Origin of the sequence: Flavobacterium chungbukense (assembly GCF_020805785.1) — a bacterium.
Classification (GTDB): Bacteria; Bacteroidota; Bacteroidia; order Flavobacteriales; family Flavobacteriaceae; genus Flavobacterium; species Flavobacterium chungbukense.
In genome coordinates, this window is the sequence record NZ_JAJGZV010000002.1 from 1,046,510 (window position 1) to 1,072,320 (window position 25,811).

Consider the following 25,811-nt stretch of genomic DNA (forward strand, 5'->3'; position numbering starts at 1 on the left):
ATAAAAAAAGTAAAAAATAGGATATTAAAATACCATAATGTTCTTACCAAAAATTTATATTTGACAAATGAAAACAAGCCTACTTTTAATTCTTTTCTTTTTAACCTCATTATCCCAATCTCAGACTGTTCAAGCTGTGGATTCATTAAATATAGAAATATGCAAAGCACTTATTCAAAATAAAAATTTAAATGATGAAATCAGAATTAATACCATAACCAACTCTTACATAATTCCTTACATGAAAAAATTTAAGGATTCAATTAATCAGCAGAAAGCTTTTGAATTGATATTCTTTAGATTACATAAAAACTGCAACGAATTTGTAACACTTTTTCCACAATCGAAAGCAGATGAAGGATGGGCAATACAATATGAAAAACCTACCGAAAACATTTCAAAAGAACAATGCCATCAGCTGACTAAAAATTCAAAGTATCATTATTTTGAAAATGACGGAAACAAGGTAGAAGTCACTTTGTCTCAAAATCTATGGACAGAAAAATTTAGCGATAATACTATTTCAAAATTGCATTTTAAAGAAAAAAGCAATTGTGAGTTTGAATTAGAATTTATCGAAAGCGATAACATTTCCAGAAAAAACATGAGTATTAAAGGTGACAAGTATATTTATAAAATTTATGACGAAGATCCTGATTCTTATAGAGTTTACTTAAAAAACAAAGAAACTTACTATACTTTCAAACTTTTAAAACAATAAAAAAGTCAGCTCAGAGTTTTCTGAACTGACTTTTTAATTATGATTTAACGTAAAAATTTATACGTGTAAAGCTCTGTTTTCAGTAGCTGCTAATGCTGCTTCTTTTACCGCTTCCGCGAAAGTTGGGTGCGCATGGCTCATTCTTGAAATATCTTCAGCAGAAGCTTTGAATTCCATTGCAGTAACCGCTTCAGCAATTAAATCTGCTGTACGAGCACCGATCATATGAACTCCTAAAACCTCATCTGTTTTTTCATCAGCAAGGATTTTTACGAATCCGTCTAAGTCAGCACTTGCTCTTGCACGTCCTAACGCTTTGAAAGGGAAACTTCCAGATTTGTATTTAACTCCAGCAGCTTTCAATTGCTCTTCAGTTTGTCCAACTGCAGCAACTTCTGGCCAAGTGTACACTACACCAGGAATTAAATTGTAATCGATATGTGGTTTTTGACCTGCTAAAATTTCAGCAACCATTACTCCTTCTTCCTCTGCTTTGTGCGCCAACATTGCCCCACGAACAACGTCACCAATTGCGTAGATATTAGGAACGCTAGTTTGTAAATGATCGTTTACTTCAACTTGTCCTCTGTCTGAAATTTTTACTCCAGCTTTGTCAGCGTTTAATCCGTCTGTGTAAGGACGACGACCAACAGAAACTAATGAATAATCTCCTTCAAGAGTAATCGTTTCTCCTTTTGCATTTTCAGCCTGAACTGTAACAGCATCGCCGTTTCTTTCAACTGATTTTACTTTGTGAGAAACGTAAAATTTCATTCCTTGTTTTTTCAACACTTTAGTTAATTCTTTAGAAAGAGAACCGTCCATTCCAGGAATAATTCTGTCCATGAATTCAACTACAGAAACCTGAGCTCCTAAACGAAGGTAAACTTGTCCAAGCTCGATTCCGATAACTCCTCCACCAATAATCACTAAGTGTTTTGGAACTTCTTTTAAAGCCAAAGCTTCTGTAGAAGTAATGATTCTTTCTTTATCAATTTTGATAAATGGTAAAGAAGATGGTTTTGATCCTGTAGCAATTACAGTATATTTTGCTTCGATAGTTTCTGATGTTCCGTCCGCTTTTGCAACAGCAATGTGCGTTGCGTCTACGAAAGAACCTAAACCATTGAAAACAGTGATTTTATTTTTATCCATTAAGTAGTTGATTCCACCTACGGTTTGATCTACAACGGCTTGCTTGCGCGCTATCATTTTCTCTAAATTGATTTTTACATCTCCAGAAACTTCAATTCCATGATCTGCAAAATGAGCAATTTCAGCATAATGATGAGAAGAAGATAATAATGCTTTTGAAGGAATACAACCTACGTTAAGGCAAGTTCCGCCCAATGAATTATATTTTTCTACAATTGCAGTTTTAAAACCTAATTGTGCGCAACGAATTGCTGATACATATCCTCCAGGACCTGAACCTATAATGACTACGTCAAATGAACTCATAGTATTTTGTTTTTATTTTAGCGGTTACAAAATTAAGGAATAAAGTTTTGTTTGAAGTTTAATTTTCAATGTTTTTTGTGTGAAATTTTGGGATTAGTTTTACCGCAATCCCGATAGCTATCGGGAGCTAAGAATTACGCGAAGGTTCGTAAAGGTTTCTCTTTTTTTTTTAGTCTCGCAAAGACGCAGAACCGCAAAGTTTTTGTTTTATTAAGTTCACAAAGTATGTCATTTCGACTGAAAGGAGAAATCACACTAGTGAATCGACAAAGATTGGAAATATACTTTGCGGAGTTTCGTGTGCGATTTCTCCTTTCAGTCGAAATGACAAACTGGACGTTAGACGCACTGCTGTGCGTCTCTACAGAAAAAACCTTAGAACCTCAGCAACTTAGAATCTTAGTTCCTCTAAAAAGAAATCACCGTTGAGTTCTTCACTTCACTAATCATAAACATACTTTGGGTGCTGCCAATATGTTGCAACGAAGTTAGTTTGGTTACTAAAAATTCACGATAAGCTTCCATATCTTTTACCAAGACTTTTAAGATATAATCGTAATCGCCGCTTACGTGGTGGCATTCTAAAACTTCATTTAGTTTGATGACTTCACTTTCAAATTTGGTTAAGAATTCTTTTGTGTGCTGAATGAGTTTTAAATGGCAGAAAACAACAAATCCTTTTTCGATTTTGGATTTATCGAGTAAGGCTGCGTAGTTTTTAATTATGCCTTCACGTTCTAGTTTTTTGATTCTTTCATAAACCGCAGTCACCGAAAGATTGAGTTTTAAAGACAATTCTTTGTTAGTTTTTTTACTGTCGGTTTGAAGTAAAACCAAGAGTTTTTTATCTGTGGCGTCTAAAGTCATTTTAGTTGATGGTTTTTGGTTGATGGTTGATAGTTTATTGAAGTGAAAGAAAATCTATTAATTGGATTTCATCAATTCAAATTTAGATTAAAAATCATTATAAATACATTTTTATAGTTTTAAAATCTAATTAATAATCACATACTTGATTAATTTTCTAATTACGATTTACTTTGAATAGAATTTCTTTTGAAAACGAGAACCCTAGTCCTGATTACTTCACTATACTTTTATTTTAATCGGAGTTCAGTGAATTTCATTTGAAGTGGAAAGCCCGGAGTAAAAAAGGCATAAGTTTCTTGTTTAAAAAAAGCGACCAACGGAAGCTCTTTTTAGAACATTAGAAACTTTGGGCTTTTTACGAGGACTTGAAACGTAAAGCTGGAAATAGCTCCTAAACAATAATAATAACCAGAGGAAGATTACTTCGTTCCTCGCAATGACAAAAATATGAAAGACTTTAACCCAGCAGATAAAATTCAGGATTTGCAATATTTTGGTGAATTTGGCGGTGTGAATCCGTCGATTTCTGATTCTTCGACTTATACTTTTCTTTCGGCGAAAACTATGTTTGACACTTTTGAAGGAAATATGGAAGGCTGTTATTTGTATTCGCGTCATTCGTCGCCAAGTAATTTGTATCTAGATCAGGCTTTGGCAGCGATGGAAGGAACAGAAACAGCAAATGTCTCGGCTTCGGGAATGGGAGCGATTACGCCTACTCTATTACAGCTTTGCGGTGCGGGCGACCATATTGTGTCCAGCCGAACTATTTATGGCGGAACATACGCTTTCTTAAAAAACTTTACACCAAGATTCGGAATTGAAACAAGCTTTGTTGACATTACTAAACTGGATGTCGTAGAAGCTGCAATTACGCCAAATACAAAAGTTTTGTATTGTGAAACGGTTAGTAATCCGTTATTGGAAGTTGCTGACATTCGTGGTTTGGCTAAAATTGCGAAAAAACATAATTTGAAATTGGTTGTAGACAATACGTTTTCACCATTATCGGTTTCTCCTGCAAAACTGGGTGCTGATATCGTGATTCACAGTTTGACAAAATACATTAACGGAAGTAGTGATACGGTTGGCGGCGTGACTTGTGCATCGAAAGATTTTATCAACTCTTTGAAAAATGTAAATTCTGGTGCGAGTATGCTTTTAGGTCCAACGATGGATAGTTTGCGTTCTGCAAGTGTGATGAAAAATCTTCGTACGCTTCATATCCGAATTAAACAGCACAGTCATAACGCGCATTTTCTGGCAGATCAATTTGAAAATGATGGTTTAAAAACGGTTTATCCAGGATTAAAAAGTCATCCGAGTCATGAATTGTACAAAACGATGATTAATCCAGAATATGGTTTTGGCGGAATGTTGACAATTGATGTTGGAACTTTAGAAAAAGCCAATGAATTAATGGAGTTGATGCAGGAAAGAAACTTGGGTTATTTAGCAGTAAGTTTAGGCTTTTACAAAACATTATTTAGCGCGCCGGGAACTTCTACTTCGAGTGAAATTCCGTTAGAAGAACAAAAAGAAATGGGACTGACAGATGGTTTAATTCGTTTTTCTATTGGTTTGGATAATGATATTCAGCGTACTTACGAAATGATGAGGGAATGTATGGTGGAACTTGGGATTTTGAAAGATTCATTTCACGGAGATTCACAAAGAGTTTTTGCAGAGATTCGCTAAGTTTCTGTAGAAAGCAAAGTTTTTTCACGCAGATTTAAAAAGATTTAAGCAGATCATCGCAGATTAATTATTAATAAAGATTATAAAAATCCATTTAAATCTGCTTAAATCTGCGGAATCTGCGTGAAACTTTTTTTAATCCTCTTAATCTGTGGCAAATAAAAAGCCGTTTTGATAATTCAAAACGGCTTTTCTATTTATAATTTATAACTTAACTACATTAAGTTTACTATTTTTTCTACTGTAAGTAAAGTAAATCAATAATCCGATTAGCAACCAAATTGTAAAATAAATCCAGTTCCAAACGCTTAATTCGGCCATCATATAAAGACAACAAATTAACCCTAAAAGTGGAATTAAAGACAGATTTTTTCTGAAAGCCCAAACGGCTAATCCAACCAAAACAAATAAGAATATCCACATTGGAATTTTGTGTTTGAATAAACTAAAACCTGATTCGTATTTGTCAGAATCTGCAATTGGCAAGCCTTTTACAACTTCAGCATATTTTGCTTCGTTGTCTTGATACTGTCCCAATAAATGCTCTAAATCAGATGTTTCAGCAGTTTTGTTGTTTACTTCGATACTTTCTAAATATTTAAAAACCTGCTCTGATTCTGATTTATCTAAAGAAGTTACAATCGAAGTGGCATCATAAATCTGCGGCTCATTATTAATAAAAGCCATTGTCGCTTTATTGTTGAATGCAAAAGCATAATACAATCCAGCAATCATTAAAACTGGCAGAATATATTTTGAATTTACATAAGGTGTTTTGAATTTTCCTCTTGGAATTTCAGGTTTATTCTGTAAAACTAAAACTCCTGCACAAACCAATACAAAGGCAAACAAAGTTCCGATACTGCATAAATCGGTTACCATAGTTAAGTTCAAAAACAAAGCTGGAACTGCAACCACGAAACCTGTTACAATTGTAGCAAAAGATGGTGTTTTGAATTTTGGGTGAACCGTAGAAAACTTCTTTGGCAATAAACCATCTCTACTCATACTCATCCAAATACGAGGTTGTCCCATCTGAAAAACTAATAAAACGCTTGCCATTGCCACTACTGCACTTACGGCAATAATTCCCGACATCCATTTTAAATCTAATTTATCGAAAACAAATGCAAGAGGATCTCCAACATTTAATTCGTGATATTTTACCATTCCGGTTAAAACCAAGGCAATAGCAATATAAAGAATAGTACAAATAATAATTGCCCACATCATTCCGCGTGGTAAATCACGCTGTGGGTTTTTACATTCTTCCGCAGTTGTCGAAATAGCATCAAAACCAATGTAAGCAAAGAAAACGGCTGAAACTCCTTTTAAAACTCCTCCAACTCCATTTGGAGCAAAAGGATCCCAGTTTGCTGTATCTACATAAAAAACTCCAACAGCAATTACTAATAGCACAACACAAAGTTTCACCACAACCATTAAGTTACTCGCATTACGAGATTCTTTCATTCCTCTATAAACCAAAGCTGTAATCAAAATAATGATGAATAATGCTGGTAAATCGGTTACAAAATGAAATGATCCTATTGTTGGTGCCGTTATCCAAGCCGTGTGAGCCTGTTGTAAAGCGACACTTAAATTTTCGAATGATTTTCCGCCGCGCATTAAGGCTTCGGCATCTTTAAATCCGTTTGAAGCAGTTAGATAATCCATCTGAATCCATTGTGGCAAATGAATACCGCCACTCTGGAGCAGTCCTGTAAAATAATCACTCCACGATATGGCGACGGTTATGTTTCCAACGGCATATTCCATAATTAATGCCCAACCGATAATCCAGGCGATTAATTCTCCAAAAGCAACGTACGAATAGGTATAAGCACTTCCAGAAACCGGAACCATCGAAGCAAATTCAGCGTAAGCAAAAGCGGCAAAACTACAAGCCAAAGCGGTAAATAAAAACAAGAAAATAACAGCTGGTCCTCCGTCTGCGCTGGCTTTTCCAATTGTACTGAAAATTCCCGCTCCAACAATAGCAGCTATTCCGAACGCAGTTAAATCTCTAGTAGTCAAATGTTTTCCCAGTGCATTATGACCATCTGATTCGTTCTGAGCAACCTGCTTCAGAATATCCTGTACTGTTTTCTTTCGGAATAAACTTGAAAATGCCATATATGTTTTGCTGTTATAAAATTAATTTAATTCAGTCGTTTTTGTTTTATTTTGCAAATAATGCAAATTTTATCGTTAAATCAAATTTATGAAACGTGATTTTTTTTTCTGCCACGAATTCGCCAATTCTCTCTAATTTATTTTTGTCACCGATTTCGCAGATTAGCACAGATTTTTTTAATACATATTAATCTGTAACTATATTTTTTCTCACGCAAATTTAGGAGATAATACAGGTTTTTATTAAGCCATAAAGATTTACGCAGATTTCTTTAAATTAAATTTGCTCAATCTACGAGACAATAAAAACCTTTTAAATCCTTTTAATCTGTGGCTAAAAAATTTCATAGTAAACCTGGCACAACTCTTTGCTCCAGATAGCTATAGGTATTGCGGTTAAATGATTATTACAAATGTAACATTTCTCAAAATGCACTGACTAATTAAGAAGTATTTAATTTTAAAGAATCATTTTTATGGAAAAAATTACAAGGCGTTCTTTTGTGAATAAATTTGGAATTGGTGTTGGCGCTTCCGTTGTTATGACTTCACTTCCTTCTTTTATAACTGAAACCGAAAAGGTACATAAACCTTATACTGGAAAAAAATTAAATATTGCGTTATGCGGCTTAGGAAACTATGCTTCATTACTTGCCGAAGGTCTTCAGGTTTCTGAATATTGCCAGCTTACAGGAATTGTAACTGGAACGCCATCTAAAGCTGAAACTTGGAAAAAGAAATATAACATCCCTGAAAAGAATATTTACAACTACGAAAATTTCGATTCAATCGTAAAAAACAAGGATATTGATTTAGTATATGTTGTCACTCCAAACGCATTGCATAAAGAATTTACTGTTCGCGCTGCAAAGGCAGGAAAACACGTTATTGTCGAAAAACCAATGGCGATTACTGCAGAAGATTGCGAAGAAATGATAAAAGTCTGCAACGATAACAATGTACAATTGGCAATGGGTTATCGTCTGCATTACGAACCTAATCATTTAGAAGTAAAACGACTGGGACAAGAAAAAGTTTTAGGACAGGTTCGTTATATCGAAACTGGTCTTGGTTACAGTACTTATGATGTTCGTGACATAAATAAACCTGTTGATCTAAACGCTCGCAACGAATGGAGACTGACTAAAAAATGGGCCGGCGGCGGTTGTTTGATTAATTTAGGAATTTATTGCATTCAGGTTTCACGTTACGTTTTAGGCGAAGAACCAATTGCTGTTACTGCACAATTTGGACATGTCAATAACAAAAATATGTTTTCTCAAGTTGAAGAAAATATCACTTGGCAAATGGAATTCCCGAGCGGTGCCGTTGCAAATTGCAGCAGTTCGTGTGGTTTTGGAATTGATCGTTTTTACGCTGCCGCAGACGAAGGTTTCTTCGAAATGAGTCCAGCTGTCAGCTATGGACCTTTTATCGGAAAAAGATCTGATGGAAAACCATTTAATTTCCCAGTTATCAACCAACAGCAAACCCAAATGGATGAGATTTGTAAAGTCATTTTAGCAAACAAAAAACTTCCAAATCATATTACAGGCGAAGAAGGAATTAAAGATGTTAGAATCATCAACGCCATTTATAAAGCCGCTGAAACTGGGAAGAAAGTTAGTTTGAAATAGTTTTTTTTCCACGACACGAGCGATAGCGAACTGACGGAGTAATTTCACGAATTTTCAAGAATTCTTTCGCATTTTATGTCATTTCGACGAAGGAGAAATCTCCACAAGTAACTCCGCAGCGAGAGTCCAATCTTTGTCGAGCTTCTCGCGAAGATTTCTCCTTCGTCGAAATGACAAACTTTAAGGATTAGAATGATTTTTCAATCTTTATCTAAATAATCTTTCACGCAGATTTAAAATGATTTAAGCAGATAACAGCAGATTTTTTATTTAAATCTAGAATAAAATCTGCTGTTATCTGCAAAATCTGCGTGAAACAAAAATCTAATATCTACACTCTAAAATCTAAAATTTAAAATTTAAGACAGCTTCTCAAAATACTAACCGGATGTTGTGCCTCACGTTTCGTTCCATCATAAATTTGATGACGACAGCTCGTTCCTGCAGCAGCAATTTTTACATTTTCGGCAGTATTACGAACTTTTGGAAATAAAGTATCTTCTCCCATTTGCATACTCACTTTATAATGCTCTTTTTCATAACCAAAAGAACCTGCCATTCCGCAGCAACCTGAGTTATAAATCGTAACCGTATTATTTTTAGGGAGATTTAGCATGGCAAAAGTTGCCTCAACAGAACTTAAAGACTTTTGATGACAATGTCCGTGAATCTTAATTTCTTTGGTTTCTTCAGAGAATGAATCTGGAGTTATTTTTCCGTCGATGATTTCTTTTTTAAAGAATTCTTCAATTGTAAAAGCATTTCTTGATAATCTTTCGGCAGCTTCTTTATCATCAGCTAAACGAAGATATTCGTCCCTGAAAGTCAAAATTGCCGAAGGTTCGATTCCAATCAAAGGAGCATTCGCCAAAACCAAATCTTTAAAGATATTTACGTTGTGATTGGCAATTTTCTTGGCTTCTTCCAAAAATCCTTTCGAAAGATACGTTCTACCACTTTCTTCATGCTCTATAACCAAAACCTGATACCCTAATTTGGTTAATAATTCGAAAGCATCTATTCCGATATTGACATCATAATAATTTGTGAATTCATCCACAAACAAATACAATCTTCCGTTTGAAAAATCTGTTCCAGTCGGTTTATTGTTTGCATACCATTTTCTGAAAGTCTTTTTCGCCAAAAGCGGAACTTGTCTTTCAGGCGCAATTCCCATTGATTTTTTAACCAACGACTGATTCGAAATAAAATTAGTAATCGACGGGAATAGGCTTCCCATTTTATTCAGTTTGGCGTTGTTGGCAAAAATTTTACTTCGGGTCGAAAATCCGTTTGCTTTTTGATATTGATATAAAAATTCAGCTTTAAGAGTCGCAACGTCAACATTACTCGGACATTCGCTCGCGCAGGCTTTACAGCTTACACACAACTCAAAAACTTCATATAATTCTTTTTGGTCAAATTTGTTTTCTTTTTCAGAATACGTCAGATATTCACGTAATGCATTTGCACGGGCGCGAGTCGTTTCTTTCTCATTTCGGGTTGCACGATAACTTGGACACATTGCTCCTCCTGCCGATGGCATTTTTCGGCAATCTCCAGAACCATTACATTTTTCGGCAGCGCGCAAAATCCCTAAACTGTCTGAAAAATCCTGAAACGTTTTAATATCCGGTTCTACTCTTCCAGAAATTACACGGTGATTTTCATCCATTTTCAGTGCATTGACAATCTTTCCGATATTCAAAACTGAATTAGGATCAAAAGCTAATTTTAATCTTTTTAGCAGCTCGTAGTTTTTATCACCAATCATAAACGGAATAAACTCACCGCGCACAATTCCATCGCCATGTTCACCACTTAACGAACCTCTGTATTTTTTAACCAAATGCGCTACATCTGTCGCAATGGTTCTGAATAATTTTAAATCTGATGTTTTCTTTAAATTCAAAACAGGGCGAAGGTGCAATTCTCCCGCACCAGCATGCGCATAATAAATCGCTTCTTGTCCATGACGTAACATCATTGCTGAAAATTCTGCAATGTAAGCTGGCAAATCACTTAATTCTACCGCAGTATCTTCAATAGAATCGGCTGCTTTATCGTCTCCTACAATACTTCCTAAAAGTCCAAGACCTGCTTTTCTCAGTTCATTGGCTTTATCAATATCTGGTCCGTAAATTTTGACACTAGCGTATCCAAAATTGTGTTTATCTAAATCTGCAATTAGCGCATCTGCTTGTTTTTCTGCATCTTCTAAATTGTGTGACGCCACTTCAAAAAGCATAATTGCTTTTGGTTCGCCAACCAAAAAGAAGCGGTTTTTAATGTGTTCACGATTCGTTTTAGTACAATCTAAAATCGTATCGTCGATCATTTCGCAAGTGTACAAATGATGTTTCATTGCTATTACAACAGATTCCAACGATTCCTGAATTGTATGATAATGTGCAACCACCATAATATTATGCGCAGGCGGTAAATCGTCTACTTTTAAAGTGATTTCGGTTGTAAAAGCCAAAGTTCCCTCACTTCCGCAAAGTAATTTCCCAATATTTATTGTTGGTTCTGTTCCTCCAAAAAGTTCAGATTTCAGTAAAATATCAACAGCATATCCCGTATTTCGTCTGTGAATTTCTGGTTTTGGAAACTCTTTTATAATTTCTTCCTGATTTTCTTTTACTGAAAGTTCATCGTAAACACTTTTATATATTTTATTTTCTAAAGTATCTCCTTTCGTTTTCTGAATAAATTCAGCTGAAGTCAGTTCGCCAAAAGCTACTTCTGATCCATCACTTAAAATCGTTTTTACCTCAACAATTTTATCGCGAGTTACACCATAACGGATTGAAGTGGTTCCAGATGAATTATTTCCTACCATTCCGCCAATCATTGCTCTGTTTGAGGTCGAAGTAATTGGCGCAAAAAACACATTGTAAGGTTTTAGAAATAAATTCAATTCATCACGAATTACACCTGGTTGAACAGTAACGGTCCTTTTTTCAGCATCATAGCCTAAAATTTTTGTAAAATGTTTTGAAACATCAATCACCAATCCGTCTCCAACTGCTTGACCAGCCAATGAAGTTCCCGCTGTTCTTGGCGTTACAGAAATATTATGTTTCGCCGCAAAGCGAATTAATTTACTGATATCTGCCGTAGTTTTTGGCAACGCTACAGCATTGGGCCTGATTCTGTAAACCGAAGCGTCGGTAGAATAAAGTGTTTTATGAAGATCATCATACAAAAGTGTTCCTTCTAATGATTCTGATAACTGCTGTAACTCTTGGTTTGACATTATATTCTGATTTGTTGTCTAAAACTGATTTTTTATTTCTTTTTGATGGGATTACAAAATTACTGTAATTTCAATAGTTATGTTTCTTTTTTTGTCACAGATTAAAAGGATTATTTTTTATTTCACGCAGATTTAAAAAGATTTAAGCAGATATTGCAGATTCTTTTTTATCTAAAATTCAATCTGCTGAAATCTGCTGGATCTGCGTGAAAAAATCTTCTTAATTCTTTAAATCTGCGGCAAACTTTTTACTTATTAATCTGCTTCCAGATTTTTGCCATGAAATCATCTTTATACATTAATCTATTCGTTCGCGTTGGATTTACGCGATTGGTTAGAATAACGATAAATATATTATTGTCTGGATTCATAAAGAAAAAAGTTCCTGTAAATCCCGTGTGTCCAAAATCATTTGCTCTAAAAAATTCGTCTGGTTTTCGTTTATCAAAACCAAGTCCGCGGTAGATTCCTTCTTTTGCTAAAGGCGATTGTATAAACTCTTTTACCACTTTTGCTTTTAGAATTTGTTTCCCTTGAAATTTTCCCTCATTTAACAACATTTGGCAGATAATCGAAATCGATTGTGAATTGGCAAACAAACCTGCATTTCCAGAAACTCCTCCAAAAATAGCCGCCGCTTCATCATGAACATATCCTCGAATAGTATCTTTTCTAAAAAAATTATCTAACTCTGTTGGCGCTACATTTTCAATAGAAGTCCATTTTAATGGATTGTAGCCAATTTTAGAAATTCCTAATTCGGTATAAATTTCTTTTGTCAATTGATCGAGTTTCTTTCCCGTTTTAGCTTCAATCATTTCTTTTACTAAAAGTAAATTCAAATCGCTGTACACATATTTTCCTCGCTGGTTTACATTAGCATGGGCAATCTGCTCATAAACCGTTTTTTGAAACTCAGGATTCAGCCACATCTTTTTATAAACCTGAATCCAATTTTCTTTAGGTGAGAATGAAAGATAATTAGAATCGTAAATAATATTCTTGTTTACATACATTGTATCAAACAATTCTGGATAATCCGCTGATTTATGATTGCTCAACAAAGGCGAACCGTCTGGAGTTGAAAGCAGGCTTTGGTAAAAAGTAATACTCGCTTTTAATCCTGAAGTATGCGTTAATAATTCAAAAAGTGTTAAATCGGCAATTGGTGTACTTTTGAAAAAAGGAACTGAATCGCCTAATTTATCGGTAACTTTTATTTTATCCTCTCCCACCAAACGCATGGTTACGAATGTTGCACCCAAAACTTTAGACATCGAAGCCAAATCGTAAACATCATCATTCGTTACGGGTTCCTTTTTCGAGTAATCTTGAAAACCATAATTTTTCGAAATAAAAACAGCATCATTACTTCCAACAATAACTTGAGCTCCAGGAAAAAATCTTTTTTCTAAAGCATTCGTCATCATCGAATCAATATAAACTTCATTTTGTTTTACATCAAAAGATTTTTTAGAATTTTTCTGAGCATAACCACTGATTCCAACAAGAATCAAAAATGCGAATACAATTTTAGCCGTTCTGTTTTTCATTATTGTATTTTTATTTTGTTGTAAATTCTACTGGACTACTTTCTGTCTGGGTTTGACTCAAAGCAGAAACAGCATAGACATAATTTTCTAATTCGGGATTTAGAACTTCCAATTTTGTTAGCGTTGTTACGTAATAAATATTTGCCGGATTAGAGAAATCAGTAATTTTTCCTTTTGGAAATCTATAAATTACATATTTCTTATCATACATTTCAGCCTTCCAATTTAATATTGCTTTATCTCCTTTTTTAGCAATTATTGCATTTGTTGGAGCTTGCGGTTTTATTCTTGTAACTCTATTAGCTTCTGGAGTTAAAGCAATATATTTATATGGTTTTTCAATAAGAGCATTTCGAAGTGTATCTCCTTTTTTAAAGAATGAATTTGCAGTAAAATGCATCGAGCCGTCTATTTGAGGAATTTTGCGAATCATTTCAATTTGTTTCACAATCTGATCGGGACTTCTCCATTCTGGTTCTTTCGCTTTAGTCGAAATTTTATAATCGCCGTGACCAACATAAACGTTTGCACCATATTTATGATCTGCCCACCATTTTGCCAAAACTTCAAAATTGGCTCTATCAAAACCTATGTGCCAATACAATTGTGGTGTTACATAATCTATCCAATTTTCTTTTTGCCATTTTAAAATATTGGCATACAAATCGTCATAATTTGTGGCTCCCGCCTTTGTGTTAGAACCTTGAGAATCTTTAGCAATATTACGCCAAACGCCGAAAGGTGAAATTCCGAATTCAACTTCAGGTTTATTTGCAATTATAGTGTCTCTAATTTGTTTAATAATCAAATCGACATTGTCTCTTCTCCAATCATCTTTATCTTTAAACTGACGCGGTTCTTTAGCGAAAGCTTTTTCATCAGGAAACTCTTGCCCTTCAATTTTATATGGATAAAAATAATCGTCCATATGAACGGCTTGAATGTCATAATTTCGAACAATTTCGCCGACTACAGAAGAAACAAAATCTCTGGTTTCTTTATAACCTGGATTAAAATATCTAGATTTTCCGTATGTCAAAAACAGCTCTGGTTTCTTAAAAAACAAATGCGTTTTAGTCAAAACATCTTTTACAGTATCTTTTTGTACGCGATACGGATTTAGCCAAACATGAACATTCATTCCTCTTTTTCCGGCTTCATCAATCATCATTTGAAGCGGATCAAATCCTGGAGCGACACCTTGCGTTCCGGTAATCCAATGCGAAGCTGGTTCTTTTGTCGATTTGTAATACGCATCGGCAGTTGGACGTATTTGAAAAATTACGGTGTTTAAATTATTAGATCGCAAATTATCTAAAATGCTAATCATTTCAGCTTTCATCTGCTTGTCTGATAATCCTGGTTTTGATGGCCAGTCGATATTGTCTACTGTCGAAATCCAAGCTGCACGCATTTCTCTTTTCGGTGATTCCTGACTGAAAAGTTTCGTTTGAAAGAGCAGTACTAGGATTATGAATTTTAGACTTTTCATGTGATTGTATTTTTGGTTAGCTAATTGTTTTTGAATAATTTAACCGCAATCCCGATAGCTATCGGGAGCTAAGATTTACGCAAGGTTCGCAAAGTTTTATTTTTCTCTCGCAAAGTAGCAGAGTCGCAAAGTTTTTTTTTTATTTTAAAATTATCATAATCTTACCGTAGAAGCACTGCTTCCCCTCTACAGAAACCTTTGTCCCTTTGTCCCTTTGTCTCTTTGTCTCTTTGTCCCTTTGTCTCTTTGAATCTTTGAATCTTTGAACCTAAATTATAAAGTTATTCCAACAAAAAAATTCCGCCTTCGATTAGTGATGCCCAAACTTGTCCTTTATCATCAACTGTAAAACCATTAATGCTTGAACTTCCCAAATTAATTTGTTTTATAATTTCAAATTTAACAGCATCTACAATTACCACTTCTCCTTTTCGGCTTCCGATATAAATTTTATTGTTTTTTTCTATTATTCCTGCAGGATTGTGTTCATATCCCCATTTTAAATCGAGGACCTTACTTTGGTTTACAAAACTTTCTTCTGTCAATTCGATAGCATCATTCAATGGTACTCTTACCAATTCTCCGTCCATAGTTTTTCCATAAAACCATTTTCCGTCTTGGCTTTTCCCCATTGATTCTCTAATTTTCCATTTTTGAGTTCTTAAAAGCGTTTTACCGGTTTCAATGTCTAAAATGGTTAAGAAACGCTGAGGCGTAACAAAATAAAGTCGGCTTTTTGTCGAAACCATATTGACATTTCCAGCAGAATATAAGATTTGCTTATCATTTCCATTATTCCATTTCCAGATCAAATTTCCTGTGTTTTTGTCCAAACAATAAACGTAAGAATCCCAAACTCCAAAAATTATTTTATCTCCTTGTATCAACGGAACACCTTGTGAGTAAGACGCGGGTAAATTATTCTGCCAAATCACTTTACCCGTCGCAGCATCTGCACAAATAAATGCTGTAGAACTTGCTGTATAAACTTTATTGTTTTCCGCAATTGGCGAACCTACCAAAACGCCACCAACAGGAATAGTCCATTTTTGTTTTCCAGACTGTGTATCAAATCCTTGTAAATTTCCTTCGATTGTACCAATTACAAGTGTATTTTTAATAATTATTGGTGAAAAATAAATGGAATTTCCTGTTTCTGTTTTCCAATTCACATTTTTATTTTTCAGATTTATTGATTTTATTTCTCCAATCGAATTAGTAAAATAAATATTCTTTTTATCGAATGCAGGAAGACTGTAAATCGAAGCAACATCTTTAATAAAAGGAGATTGCATTACCAAATTATCTTTCGGAATTTCAATTTTTGAAGGTGCCGTCGCAACCGAAAATCTAAAAACTCCCGGTTTGTCTATTTCTTTCTGATAGATACTGATACTATCTTTGCTTATAATTATTTGATTATAACTTTTAGTTTTTCTGTCAAGCGAAGTTATTGATGTCCCCATTATACCGCTCAAACCAGAAAAATCATATTTTTTTAAAGTATGTCCGTGACCGCAAAAAGTGGCAACAGTTGGATATTTTTTTAAAACAGAAAGTACTTCTTTGTAATTACTCACGCTGTTATCTAACGGATAATGAGCAAAATTCAGTACTTTTTTATTATCATTTTTAAGCTTTTCTTGAAGAGTTTTATCCAGCCAAAGGACATCTTCGTGTTTTACAAAACCGTCTCCCATTTTCATATAAGGTCCGCACGGAAATCCGATAAAAAGATAATCTCCTTTTGAAAAAACAAATCGATCTTCTCCAAATATTTTTTTATAAGTCAGACCAGCGCTTTCGCTCCAGTTAGTTTCATGATTTCCTGAAATTACATAATACGGAATTTTCAGTTTAGAAAGTATCGAATGAACTTGTTTTAATTCATCATCAGCACCGCGATTGGTTAAATCTCCCGTTACAATTGCAAATTCAAAATCAGAATTATTGATTTCTTTTATAATATTCTGCAATAAAAAATCATTGTCGTTTCCTACTGAAACATGCAGATCTGTAAGTTGCACAAACTTAATATTTTCTGATTTTTCTGGATTTTGAGAAAAACCCGAAACCATTATAAAAAGCAATAATATTCTTAAAAATAGATTTTTCATTGGTGTTTTTTTATTTATTGAAACTTCATTTAAATTATATTGTGATCAAGATGGATTGGAATATGCATTTTTTTCATGAAGATTCAATTCTCGACAATCGTAAAAAAATCATTTTAATCCTTTAATCTATGGCCATTAAAAATGGTTTAAAAAATACCTAACAGGTTTTGAAAACCTGTTAGGATAGGTAACCAACCAAAATTTATGCATTACTTTTTTTATGGGTAAAATTGCAACACACAATTACTTATCTAATTTTTTATTTTGTCGTTGAAAAAGTTGTTAAAGAACAACAACTGAAACTTTAAAGAATTTTCCCAGTATTTAAGATCGTGTTTTCCTGGACGTTCTATATAGTCGTGATTTATTTTCTGGGCTAGCATTTTAGCATGAAGCTGTCTGTTTACTTCCATAAAAAAATCATCAAATCCGCAGTCTATAATCAGCTTTAAATTATTGTCTTTTACCAAATCAAGCATATTGGCAACGGTGTTTTTCTCCCAATTTTCAGGGAATTCTGTTATGGAACCCAGACGTTTTTTAATGTCCCAATTATCAGGAAACGGCCTAAAATCTACACCTCCACTCATACTTCCGGCCGCACCGAAAATATCTTGATGTTTAAAGGATAAATACAACGCTCCGTGTCCGCCCATACTTAAACCTGAAATTGCTCGATTTTCACGATTCGCAATTGTCTTATATTTTTGGTCTATGTAAGGAATTAATTCTTTTGTAACATAAGTTTCATATTTAAAACTTGGATCAATCGGACTGTCAAAATACCAGCTTGAGTAATTTCCGTCTACGCCGACTACAATAAAATTATATTGATCAACCTGATTTTTTAGTTCTTTAAAATCTTTTGCCCAAGAACCATAATTCCCGCTATATCCGTGAAGCAGATAAACTACTGGGAAATTTTTACTGCTCTTTTTATAACTTTCTGGAAATATCACACAGCTTTTTATATTCTTATTCATTGAAGGACTGAAAACTTGAATCGTATCAACTGTCGCTGCTTTCGCAGAAAAAAATAAAAGAAGTAAGTATAAACTATACAGGAACTTTATATTATGCTTTTTTTGAAATGAGGCTTTCCTACTTTCTTGGAATCTGCTTTGAGTAGAGAAAATATAGCTTTTCATATATAATGGTTTTGTTAGAAAATAGTTTTAACAAATATATACAAAAAACAAACAAAATACATTATTTTGCGTTATTTAACAAAACAAAACGTAAAACACGCAAAAACATGCATAAATAATTATAAAAAACTCTTCATTAAAGAATAAAGACGCCAGATTTTCTATATTCTTCAAGACTTGGATCTCTAGGGTCTAAATTAGTAACTATAGTATCCAATTGTTTTAAATCGCAAACTACGTGAGGCATTTTTGTATTTAATTTATCAGAAGAAAACATTGAAACTACTCTATCTGAAGCCTCTATCATTGCTTTTTTAACAATTGAAATCTCATATCCAATCTCCGTCAAACCTTGCTTTACATTAATACTACTGGCTCCTATAAAACAAATATCTGCTTTAATTTTAGAAACAACCTGAATCACATCCATACCAATTGTTACCATTGCATTTTTCTGCATTTTCCCCCCAATAAATATCAAATCAATATTTGGATGTTGTGAAAGCTGCATTGCAATCGGAAGACTATAGGTATAGATTGTAGCTTTTAAATCTGCTGGAATCAACTTTGCAAAAACCAAATTTGTACTTCCTCCGCTCATTATAATAACCTGATCATCATGAAGCAAAGACAAAGCTTTTGCCACAATCTGTTTCTTTTCCTCTTCACCAGATATATTGATATTAAAAACATCTGAAGTATTTTCCGTTACCAATATTGCTCCGCCATAAACCTTTTCTAACAGCTTTTTATTATCAAGTTCGTTTAAATCTCTTCTAATTGTATCCTCAGACAAATCTAGGGCCAAAGCCAAATCAGTGGTAACAACCTTCTGTTCTTCAACAAGTTTGGTCATAATAAATTTATGTCTTTCGGCTTTTAGCATTTTATTAAAAATTTAAGTTCACGACAAATATATCAAATAATTTTATTGAAATATAAAAGCCTATTCAAAATCTGCATTATTTTGCGTGTTTTGATTAAAAAACCTAAAACACAAAAATACATCTTTTAAAAATGCGTTATTTTGCGTTATTTGAAAGATTTTTTAAAAATATTAACAATAAAAATGCATTTGTACGCAATAAATAAATATATTTGCTTTAACAACCATTAAAAAAACCAAGTAATCATGAAAAAACTATTTCTTATTTCATTGTTGGTTTTGTTCATTCAAGCAACATTTGGGCAAACAAAAACAATCACTGGAACGGTAAAAAACAAAGCAGATGGATTCCCCATACCTGGTGTCAGCGTAATGATTCAGGGAACATCCAATGGAACTTCTACTGATTTTGACGGTAACTACAGTATCAGTATAGCGTCAGGACAAAGCCTTAGCTTCAGTTATATGGGTTTTGAAACTGTAGCTGTAAAAATTGAAGGGCAACAAAAAGTAAATATTGACCTTTCTCCAAGTACTTCAAAACTGGATGAAGTAGTTGTTGTAGGTTTTGCTTCTCAGAAAAAAGCAAATCTAACTGGAGCAGTTGCAAAGGTTGATGTTAAAAAAGCTTTAGGAAGCGTCCCTATTACTGATATCACAAGAGGTTTACAAGGAACTACACCGGGTCTTAACATTAGTTTTAATTCTGGGAATATAAGCAAAGGATCAAGTGTTAATATTCGTGGAGCAGGAACTATCGTAAATGGCCAAGCTTCAGGTTCTCCTCTTATTTTAGTTGATGGTGTTCCTGGTGATATGTCAATGCTAAATGCAGAAGACGTAGAATCGATGTCTGTACTTAAAGATGCGGCTTCTGCTTCTATTTATGGTGCTCGTGCTGCGTTTGGAGTTATATTAATTACTACAAAAAGTGGTAAAAATTCTAAAGGAAAAGTACGATTCGCTTATAGCAATAATACAGGCTGGAGCAACCCAATATCTCTAGTACAATTTAACGACCCTACTGTAGAACTTCCTGCAATGATCGAGGCACAAGCCAGAGCTGGAAATGCAAATCCAGAATCTTTTGGTATGAACTACAAAACATTATTGCCTGGTATCATTAACTGGAAAGAAAAATATGCTGCAACAAGAAATCCAAATGACAAAAATATGATTCTAGGTCAAGATTTTGACATTATTGGCGGAAAAGAATATTTCTACAGAATTTGGAATCCGCATGATGAAATGTTAAAAAAGAATGCAGTACAAACACTTCACAATTTGTCAGCCCAAGGTTCTTTAAGTGAAAAAAGTTCATTTATTGTTTCGTTAGGACTTGCAAATCAAGAAGGTGTAATGAAAATCAATAACGAAACCAACCAAAGATTCAATCTTAATCTTGGTTTGACAACAGAGTTGGCAAGCTGGCTTACTGGTGATTTTAAGGTATTGGGAACTTTCCAAGAGTATGAATCTCCGTTTAACTATTACAATAGCGGTCTTGACACAGCGGGTAACGGATATTTCGGATACTATATGCGTTGGGGTTCTTATTTCCCTTACGGAACTTATAATGGAACTTACTTTAGACATGCGCCAGGTTATATGGCAAATGCTTCTCAAAATGAAAACAAGTCGAATGATATGAGGATAAGCGGAAGACTTACTGCTCAAATTACAAAAGACTTTAACATCGTTGGAGAATATAGTTTTAATACTAATTTTTCAAGTCTAAAAATGAACGGTGGCCAAGTGCCTCTTTGGGATTTTTGGACAAGTGCAGCTGACTTAGTTGCAGGAAAGCCTACATCAATGGAAACTGCTAATGATTTTGTTGCACAAGCTAAATCATCTTTCACAAGAAATGTAGCCAATATCTTTGGAAATTACACTAAAACATTAGGAGAAAACCATAACTTTAAAGTATTAGGGGGTTTAAATACGGAATGGTATGATTTTGAAAGAACATATGCTCGTAGAAACACACTTCTAGACAAAACCAAACCAGAATTTAATTTAGCTATTGGTGATCAATTTACTTCGCCTCTTGTTGGTAATGACATTTTAAATCCAGGTTTATCAAGATATGCAATTGCAGGATTTTTTGCGCGTGTAAATTACGATTACAAAGGAAAATATTTAGTGGAAATAAACGGACGTTATGATGGTTCGTCAAAATTCCCTACTAATGAACAATGGGGATTCTTCCCTTCTGCTTCTGTTGGATATAGAATTTCGGAAGAAAGTTTCATGGAAGGAACAAGAAGCTGGTTAAATGATTTGAAAATTCGTGGATCTGTCGGTTCAATTGGAAATCAAAATATTGCGAACAATGCTTTTTTACCAGTTATGACTAACGTTACTACTAATCCTAACCCATATTGGATAGGTAGTGGTACAACTATTCCTCCGACTGTTAATCAGCCAACAAATGTTGATCCAAATTTAACTTGGGAAAAGGTAACCACTCAAGATATTGGTATTGATATCCGTATCTTTAGCATGTTAGGTTTAACGTTTGATTATTATCAACGTGATACTAAAGGAATGTTAGCTCCAGGAAAAACACTTCCGGGTTCATTTGGTCAGACTGCTGCCAATACAAACTCTGGAAACTTAAGAACAACTGGTTGGGAACTTGCACTTAACTTTAATAAACAAATAAACAAAGACGTAAGCGTTTATGCAGATCTTACACTTTCTGATAATACAACAAAAGTAACAGAATGGAACAACTCTTCTAAACTTTTAGGATCTTTCTATGCAGGTCAAAAATTGGGTGAAATATGGGGATTACAAACAGATCGTTTAATTCAATCAACAGATCAAATTGACGCTACAGGATTAATAGTAAATGGTGTTGATTATAAAAACATTAGAACTGGAGCTTTTAAATATGGCGCAGGAGATGTAATGTACAAGGATTTAGATGGAGATGGAGTTATTTCAAGAGGAGATGGAACAGCTCTTAAACCTGGAGATTTAAAAGTTATAGGTAATAATACTCCTCGTTATCAATATGGAGTTCGTTTAGGCGGCGCTTTATACGGATTTGATATCGACGCTTTCTTTCAAGGAGTTGGAAAACGTGATTACTGGGCAACTTCTGACCTAATATTACCATTCTACAACAGAACAGATGCTATGTATGAAAACCAAAATGACTACTGGACACCACAAAATACAGATGCGTATTTCCCTAATCCTTATCCTGGACATGCTGGTAATGCTTTTGGAGCTTATGCACCTGGATCAAACAATTTTGTCGCGCAATCACGTTATCTGTTAGATATGTCTTATTTACGTTTAAAATCTATGACTCTTGGATATACTTTCCCTAAAAGCATTGCTCAAAAAGCTGGATTTGATAAAATCAGACCGTATGTTTCAGGCTTCAACTTAGCTACTTGGAAAAGCAGCAAATTACCTGTAGATCCTGAAATTAATGAAAGTGAAGCAGTTTGGGGAAGAACTTTCCCTTACTCTAAAACATGGTCAGTTGGCATACAACTTGCGTTTTAAAATGTATTTAAAAATTAAAAATTAATCAAAATGAGAAAATTAATAATAAACTCTAAGATAAAACTATCAGTTGCCTTGCTTACTTTTGCAAGTTTAACTGTTAGCTGTTCAGATTTTTTGGATACACCTCCAGAAGATGTATTCACAGACGAAAATTTTTGGACTTCAGAAAATAACGTAAAAACATACTCTTGGCTAAACTATAATACGTTTAATGGTTACGGAAATAATGCCGGTATTACAGCTGATTTTTATTTTCATGCTTCTGGTACAGGATTAATAGATGATAACTTGGCGATGAACGTTTTTACAAATTTTCTAACAGCTCCAAATGCAACTAGTTCAAACTGGAACGAATATTACACTTTGATTCGTCGTTGCAATCTTATGTTAGAAAGAGTTCCTAATGTGCCAATGGATCAAACAAAGAAAAATCACTATATCGGTGTTGCAAAATTTTTCAGAGCTCATACTTATTTTCGTTTAGCGCAACAGTTTGGTAATGTGCCTTATACAGACCAATATTTAGCTCAAAGTGATGCAAATGTTTACAAACCAGCTTTGTCTAGAGCCGAAGTTATAGACAATGTAATTAAAGATTTAGAAGAAGCGATTCCGTTGTTGTTAAACGTTGATGACAGCAATGTTACAGTAAATAAATATACAGCTTACGCATTATTAAGCCGAGTATGTTTGGGCGAAGGTACTTACAGAAAATACAATTTGGCTCAGAACGGAAGTGCTTATCTTCAAAAAGCTAAAGAAGCGGCTTTAGTTGTAATGAATAACAACTCTTACAAATTGAACACCGATTGGAAAGCACTTTATAATTCTGTTGAATTACTAGGAAATACTGAAATAATCTTGACAAAAAGATACATTAAAGGTGTTTTAGGAAATTCAGTACAAGCGTATACCAATACCTCTACAGTTCAAAACGGATTGACAAAATTTGCGGCAGAAAGTTATGTAACTACTAACGGATTACCTATTAAACAAACTGGTAATGCTCAATTTTTAGGAGACAACACTATTGCTAATACTTTTGCTAACAGAGATCCAAGATTTGCTAAAGCTTTCAGCACAGCAGATTATGCTTATTCTGACAAACCTTACAATGGTTTAACCTCTATAACTGGTTACGTATTTCAACTGTATAATAACCCTGCTACAACAGGTACAGACGTTTCAACAATTGGACAAAATCAAATTGATGCTCCAGTTTTCACATTAAGTGAAGTGTATTTGAATTATGCCGAAGCATGTGCAGAATTAGGTGCAGTTACTAATATTGATCTTGATTTATCACTTAACAAAGTTCGTACACGTGCAGGAATAGCTACTTTGACTACAGATGGTACAAATGCTTCTGCTAACGGAGTACAAATAAACGATCCTCAAAGAACAACTGCATTAGAGCAGATTTCAGGAATTGTTAATCCAATTATCTGGGAGATTCGCCGTGAGCGCAGAATCGAGTTTATGGCTTGGACTACAATGAGAAAAGAAGATCTTATGCGTTGGAAAAAAGGAGATTATTTAGATACTAATGCCAATCCTGATGTTATTTTAGGAGCTAGAATTCCTGCTTTGATAGGAGGAAATACTAAAACAAAAGTAAACGCACAAGGATATGTAATTCCTTATGCAGCTGGTGTTTCAAGATTATTTGTATCTCCAAAAAATTATTTGAGTGCAATTCCAACAAATGATATCAATTTATACGCTGCGGAAGGTGTAGAATTGAAACAAAATCCAGGTTGGTAATTCACTTTTCATAAATAGACTATTTGCCCCTTTATAAAAAAAAACTGCCTCTGGAACTAATCTAACCAGAGGCAGTATTTAAAAATCTCTTTTTCATTGCCAAATCAATGAAGAAAAAACAACAAAGCTTCTGTCTGAAATTTCAGATATTCATTTCTCATCATCATTCATAAACAACAACCAATCAAATAATAACTTAATTTTATTAGTCAATTTTTGCCTAACTATTAATTGTAATTAAAATGATAAAATTCATCTCAAAAAGTGTTTTTCTTGTAGCTTCTCTGTTTATTACGTCTTTATATTCCAATTCGTTTTCAACAGTTGCAAACTACGGCGCTTCAGAAATTGACCCTCCCGCAATTAAAACAGGAGCAGATAATTACGAGAAATATTTACCACTTTTAAAAGACAAAAAAATAGGAATCGTAACTAATCAAACGGGAATTTTATCTAACAAAACCCATTTAGTTGATTTTTTACTGGAGAAAAAAATTGCTGTACAAACCATCTTTGCACCAGAACACGGCTTTAGAGGAACTGCCGATGCAGGCGAGCATGTGGTTGACGGAAAAGATCCAAAAACAGGTTTATCCATCATCTCGCTTTACGGAGATAATAAGAAACCAAAACCTGCACAGTTAAACGGAATCGATATTATGATTTTCGATTTACAAGATGTTGGCGCTCGCTTTTACACCTATATTTCTTCTTTGCATTATGTAATGGAAGCTTGCGCCGAAAATAATTTGCCACTAATTATTTTAGACAGACCAAACCCAAATGGAAGTATTGTTGACGGTCCGCTTTTAGAAAAAGAATTTGCCAGTTTTGTTGGCATGCACCCTATTCCGCTCCTTCACGGAATGACAATTGGAGAATATGCGCAAATGGTTAACGGACAAAAATGGCTTAAAAACGGAGTACAATGCAAACTAACTGTTATTCCGTGTTTAAATTACAACAGAAATATGGCATACAGTTTATTGGTTAAGCCTTCGCCAAATTTACCAAACGATCAATCCATAAATCTGTACGCTAGTTTATGCCTTTTTGAAGGAACGAATGTCAGCATGGGACGTGGAACGGAGAAGCAATTTCAAATTTATGGCTCTCCTTTTTTGACCAAAACCAATTTCAGCTTTACGCCAAAACCTAATTTCGGAGCCAAAGATCCGCTTTATAATGGAAAAGAATGTTTTGGTGAAGATCTGACATCATATCCAAAACTCCAACAATTAGAATTAAAATGGCTTTTAAAAGCCTATCAAAATACCACCGATAAATCTAAATTTTTCAATGCCTTTTTTACCAAACTTGCCGGAACAAAAAAATTGCAGCAGCAAATAGAATCGGGAGTTTCAGAAAAAGAAATTCGCGCAAGCTGGAAAAAAGATTTACAAGCCTTTCAAATTATGAGAAAACCTTATTTACTCTACTAAATAAGGCATTTTTCAAAAATCAAAAATTTCCAAAACGTACTATTTTTTATAAAAATAGAGAATCCTTATACAAAAAATCGAAATAATAAATATCAAATA

General features: G+C 34.1%; 15 protein-coding genes. 6 read left to right on the forward strand and 9 right to left on the reverse strand.

What is annotated here, in order from left to right; all coding sequences use genetic code 11:
• Positions 1-67: 67 nt before the first annotated feature.
• Positions 68-721 (forward strand): hypothetical protein, encoded by a 654-nt coding sequence (locus LL966_RS09855; protein WP_229352795.1) that lies wholly within the window; start codon positions 68-70, stop codon positions 719-721.
• 57 nt (positions 722-778) lie between these two features.
• Here the strand turns inward: LL966_RS09855 and lpdA are convergent, their stop codons facing one another.
• Together lpdA and LL966_RS09865 are read right to left on the reverse strand one after the other, a co-directional pair.
• On the reverse strand, positions 779-2,182 hold the full coding sequence (gene lpdA, locus LL966_RS09860; RefSeq protein WP_115886283.1) for a dihydrolipoyl dehydrogenase: 1,404 nt from the start codon (positions 2,180-2,182) through the stop codon (positions 779-781).
• 408 nt (positions 2,183-2,590) lie between these two features.
• Entirely contained in the window at positions 2,591-3,049 is a 459-nt protein-coding gene (locus LL966_RS09865; RefSeq protein ID WP_229352796.1) for an Lrp/AsnC family transcriptional regulator, read from the reverse strand.
• Between the two features lie 450 nt (positions 3,050-3,499).
• Here LL966_RS09865 and LL966_RS09870 point away from each other — a divergent pair, with 450 nt between their 5' ends.
• A complete protein-coding gene (locus LL966_RS09870) occupies positions 3,500-4,750 on the forward strand; it encodes an aminotransferase class I/II-fold pyridoxal phosphate-dependent enzyme (protein WP_229352797.1) in 1,251 nt (416 codons plus the stop codon).
• A 204-nt stretch (positions 4,751-4,954) separates the two neighbouring features.
• Here LL966_RS09870 and LL966_RS09875 read toward each other — a convergent pair whose 3' ends face one another.
• Entirely contained in the window at positions 4,955-6,886 is a 1,932-nt protein-coding gene (locus tag LL966_RS09875; protein WP_229352798.1) for an amino acid permease, read from the reverse strand.
• 476 nt (positions 6,887-7,362) lie between these two features.
• On the opposite strand from LL966_RS09875, the gene LL966_RS09880 reads away from it, so the two are divergent.
• Positions 7,363-8,523 (forward strand): Gfo/Idh/MocA family protein, encoded by a 1,161-nt coding sequence (locus LL966_RS09880; protein ID WP_229352800.1) that lies wholly within the window; start codon positions 7,363-7,365, stop codon positions 8,521-8,523.
• A gap of 352 nt (positions 8,524-8,875) precedes the next feature.
• Here the strand turns inward: LL966_RS09880 and LL966_RS09885 are convergent, their stop codons facing one another.
• The 6 genes from LL966_RS09885 to LL966_RS09910 all read right to left on the reverse strand — a co-directional run bounded on the left by LL966_RS09885 (position 8,876) and on the right by LL966_RS09910 (position 18,978).
• Positions 8,876-11,782 (reverse strand): FAD-binding and (Fe-S)-binding domain-containing protein, encoded by a 2,907-nt coding sequence (locus tag LL966_RS09885; RefSeq protein ID WP_262909462.1) that lies wholly within the window; start codon positions 11,780-11,782, stop codon positions 8,876-8,878.
• Positions 11,783-12,030: 248 nt separating this feature from the next.
• Positions 12,031-13,335, reverse strand: coding sequence for a serine hydrolase domain-containing protein (locus tag LL966_RS09890; RefSeq protein ID WP_229352801.1), 1,305 nt, complete (start codon positions 13,333-13,335; stop codon positions 12,031-12,033).
• A gap of 10 nt (positions 13,336-13,345) precedes the next feature.
• Positions 13,346-14,827 (reverse strand): glycoside hydrolase family 10 protein, encoded by a 1,482-nt coding sequence (locus LL966_RS09895; RefSeq protein ID WP_229352803.1) that lies wholly within the window; start codon positions 14,825-14,827, stop codon positions 13,346-13,348.
• 281 nt (positions 14,828-15,108) lie between these two features.
• Entirely contained in the window at positions 15,109-16,944 is a 1,836-nt protein-coding gene (locus LL966_RS09900) for an outer membrane protein assembly factor BamB family protein (RefSeq protein WP_229352805.1), read from the reverse strand.
• Between the two features lie 251 nt (positions 16,945-17,195).
• The gene (locus LL966_RS09905; protein ID WP_229352807.1) at positions 17,196-17,927 is read right to left on the reverse strand and encodes an alpha/beta hydrolase; all 732 of its coding nucleotides are present in this window, start codon (positions 17,925-17,927) and stop codon (positions 17,196-17,198) included.
• Between the two features lie 301 nt (positions 17,928-18,228).
• On the reverse strand, positions 18,229-18,978 hold the full coding sequence (locus LL966_RS09910; RefSeq protein WP_229352808.1) for a DeoR/GlpR family DNA-binding transcription regulator: 750 nt from the start codon (positions 18,976-18,978) through the stop codon (positions 18,229-18,231).
• Positions 18,979-19,224: 246 nt separating this feature from the next.
• Between LL966_RS09910 and LL966_RS09915 the strand changes: the two genes are divergently transcribed.
• The 3 genes from LL966_RS09915 (at position 19,225) to LL966_RS09925 (ending at position 25,712) form a co-directional block, all read left to right on the forward strand.
• Positions 19,225-22,503, forward strand: a complete 3,279-nt coding sequence (locus LL966_RS09915; RefSeq protein WP_229352809.1) for a SusC/RagA family TonB-linked outer membrane protein — start codon at positions 19,225-19,227, stop codon at positions 22,501-22,503.
• Positions 22,504-22,533: 30 nt separating this feature from the next.
• On the forward strand, positions 22,534-24,270 hold the full coding sequence (locus tag LL966_RS09920; protein WP_229352810.1) for a RagB/SusD family nutrient uptake outer membrane protein: 1,737 nt from the start codon (positions 22,534-22,536) through the stop codon (positions 24,268-24,270).
• Between the two features lie 242 nt (positions 24,271-24,512).
• Positions 24,513-25,712: an exo-beta-N-acetylmuramidase NamZ family protein gene (locus LL966_RS09925; RefSeq protein ID WP_229352811.1), complete on the forward strand. Its 1,200-nt coding sequence runs from the start codon at positions 24,513-24,515 to the stop codon at positions 25,710-25,712.
• The last annotated feature ends 99 nt before the right edge of the window (positions 25,713-25,811 follow it).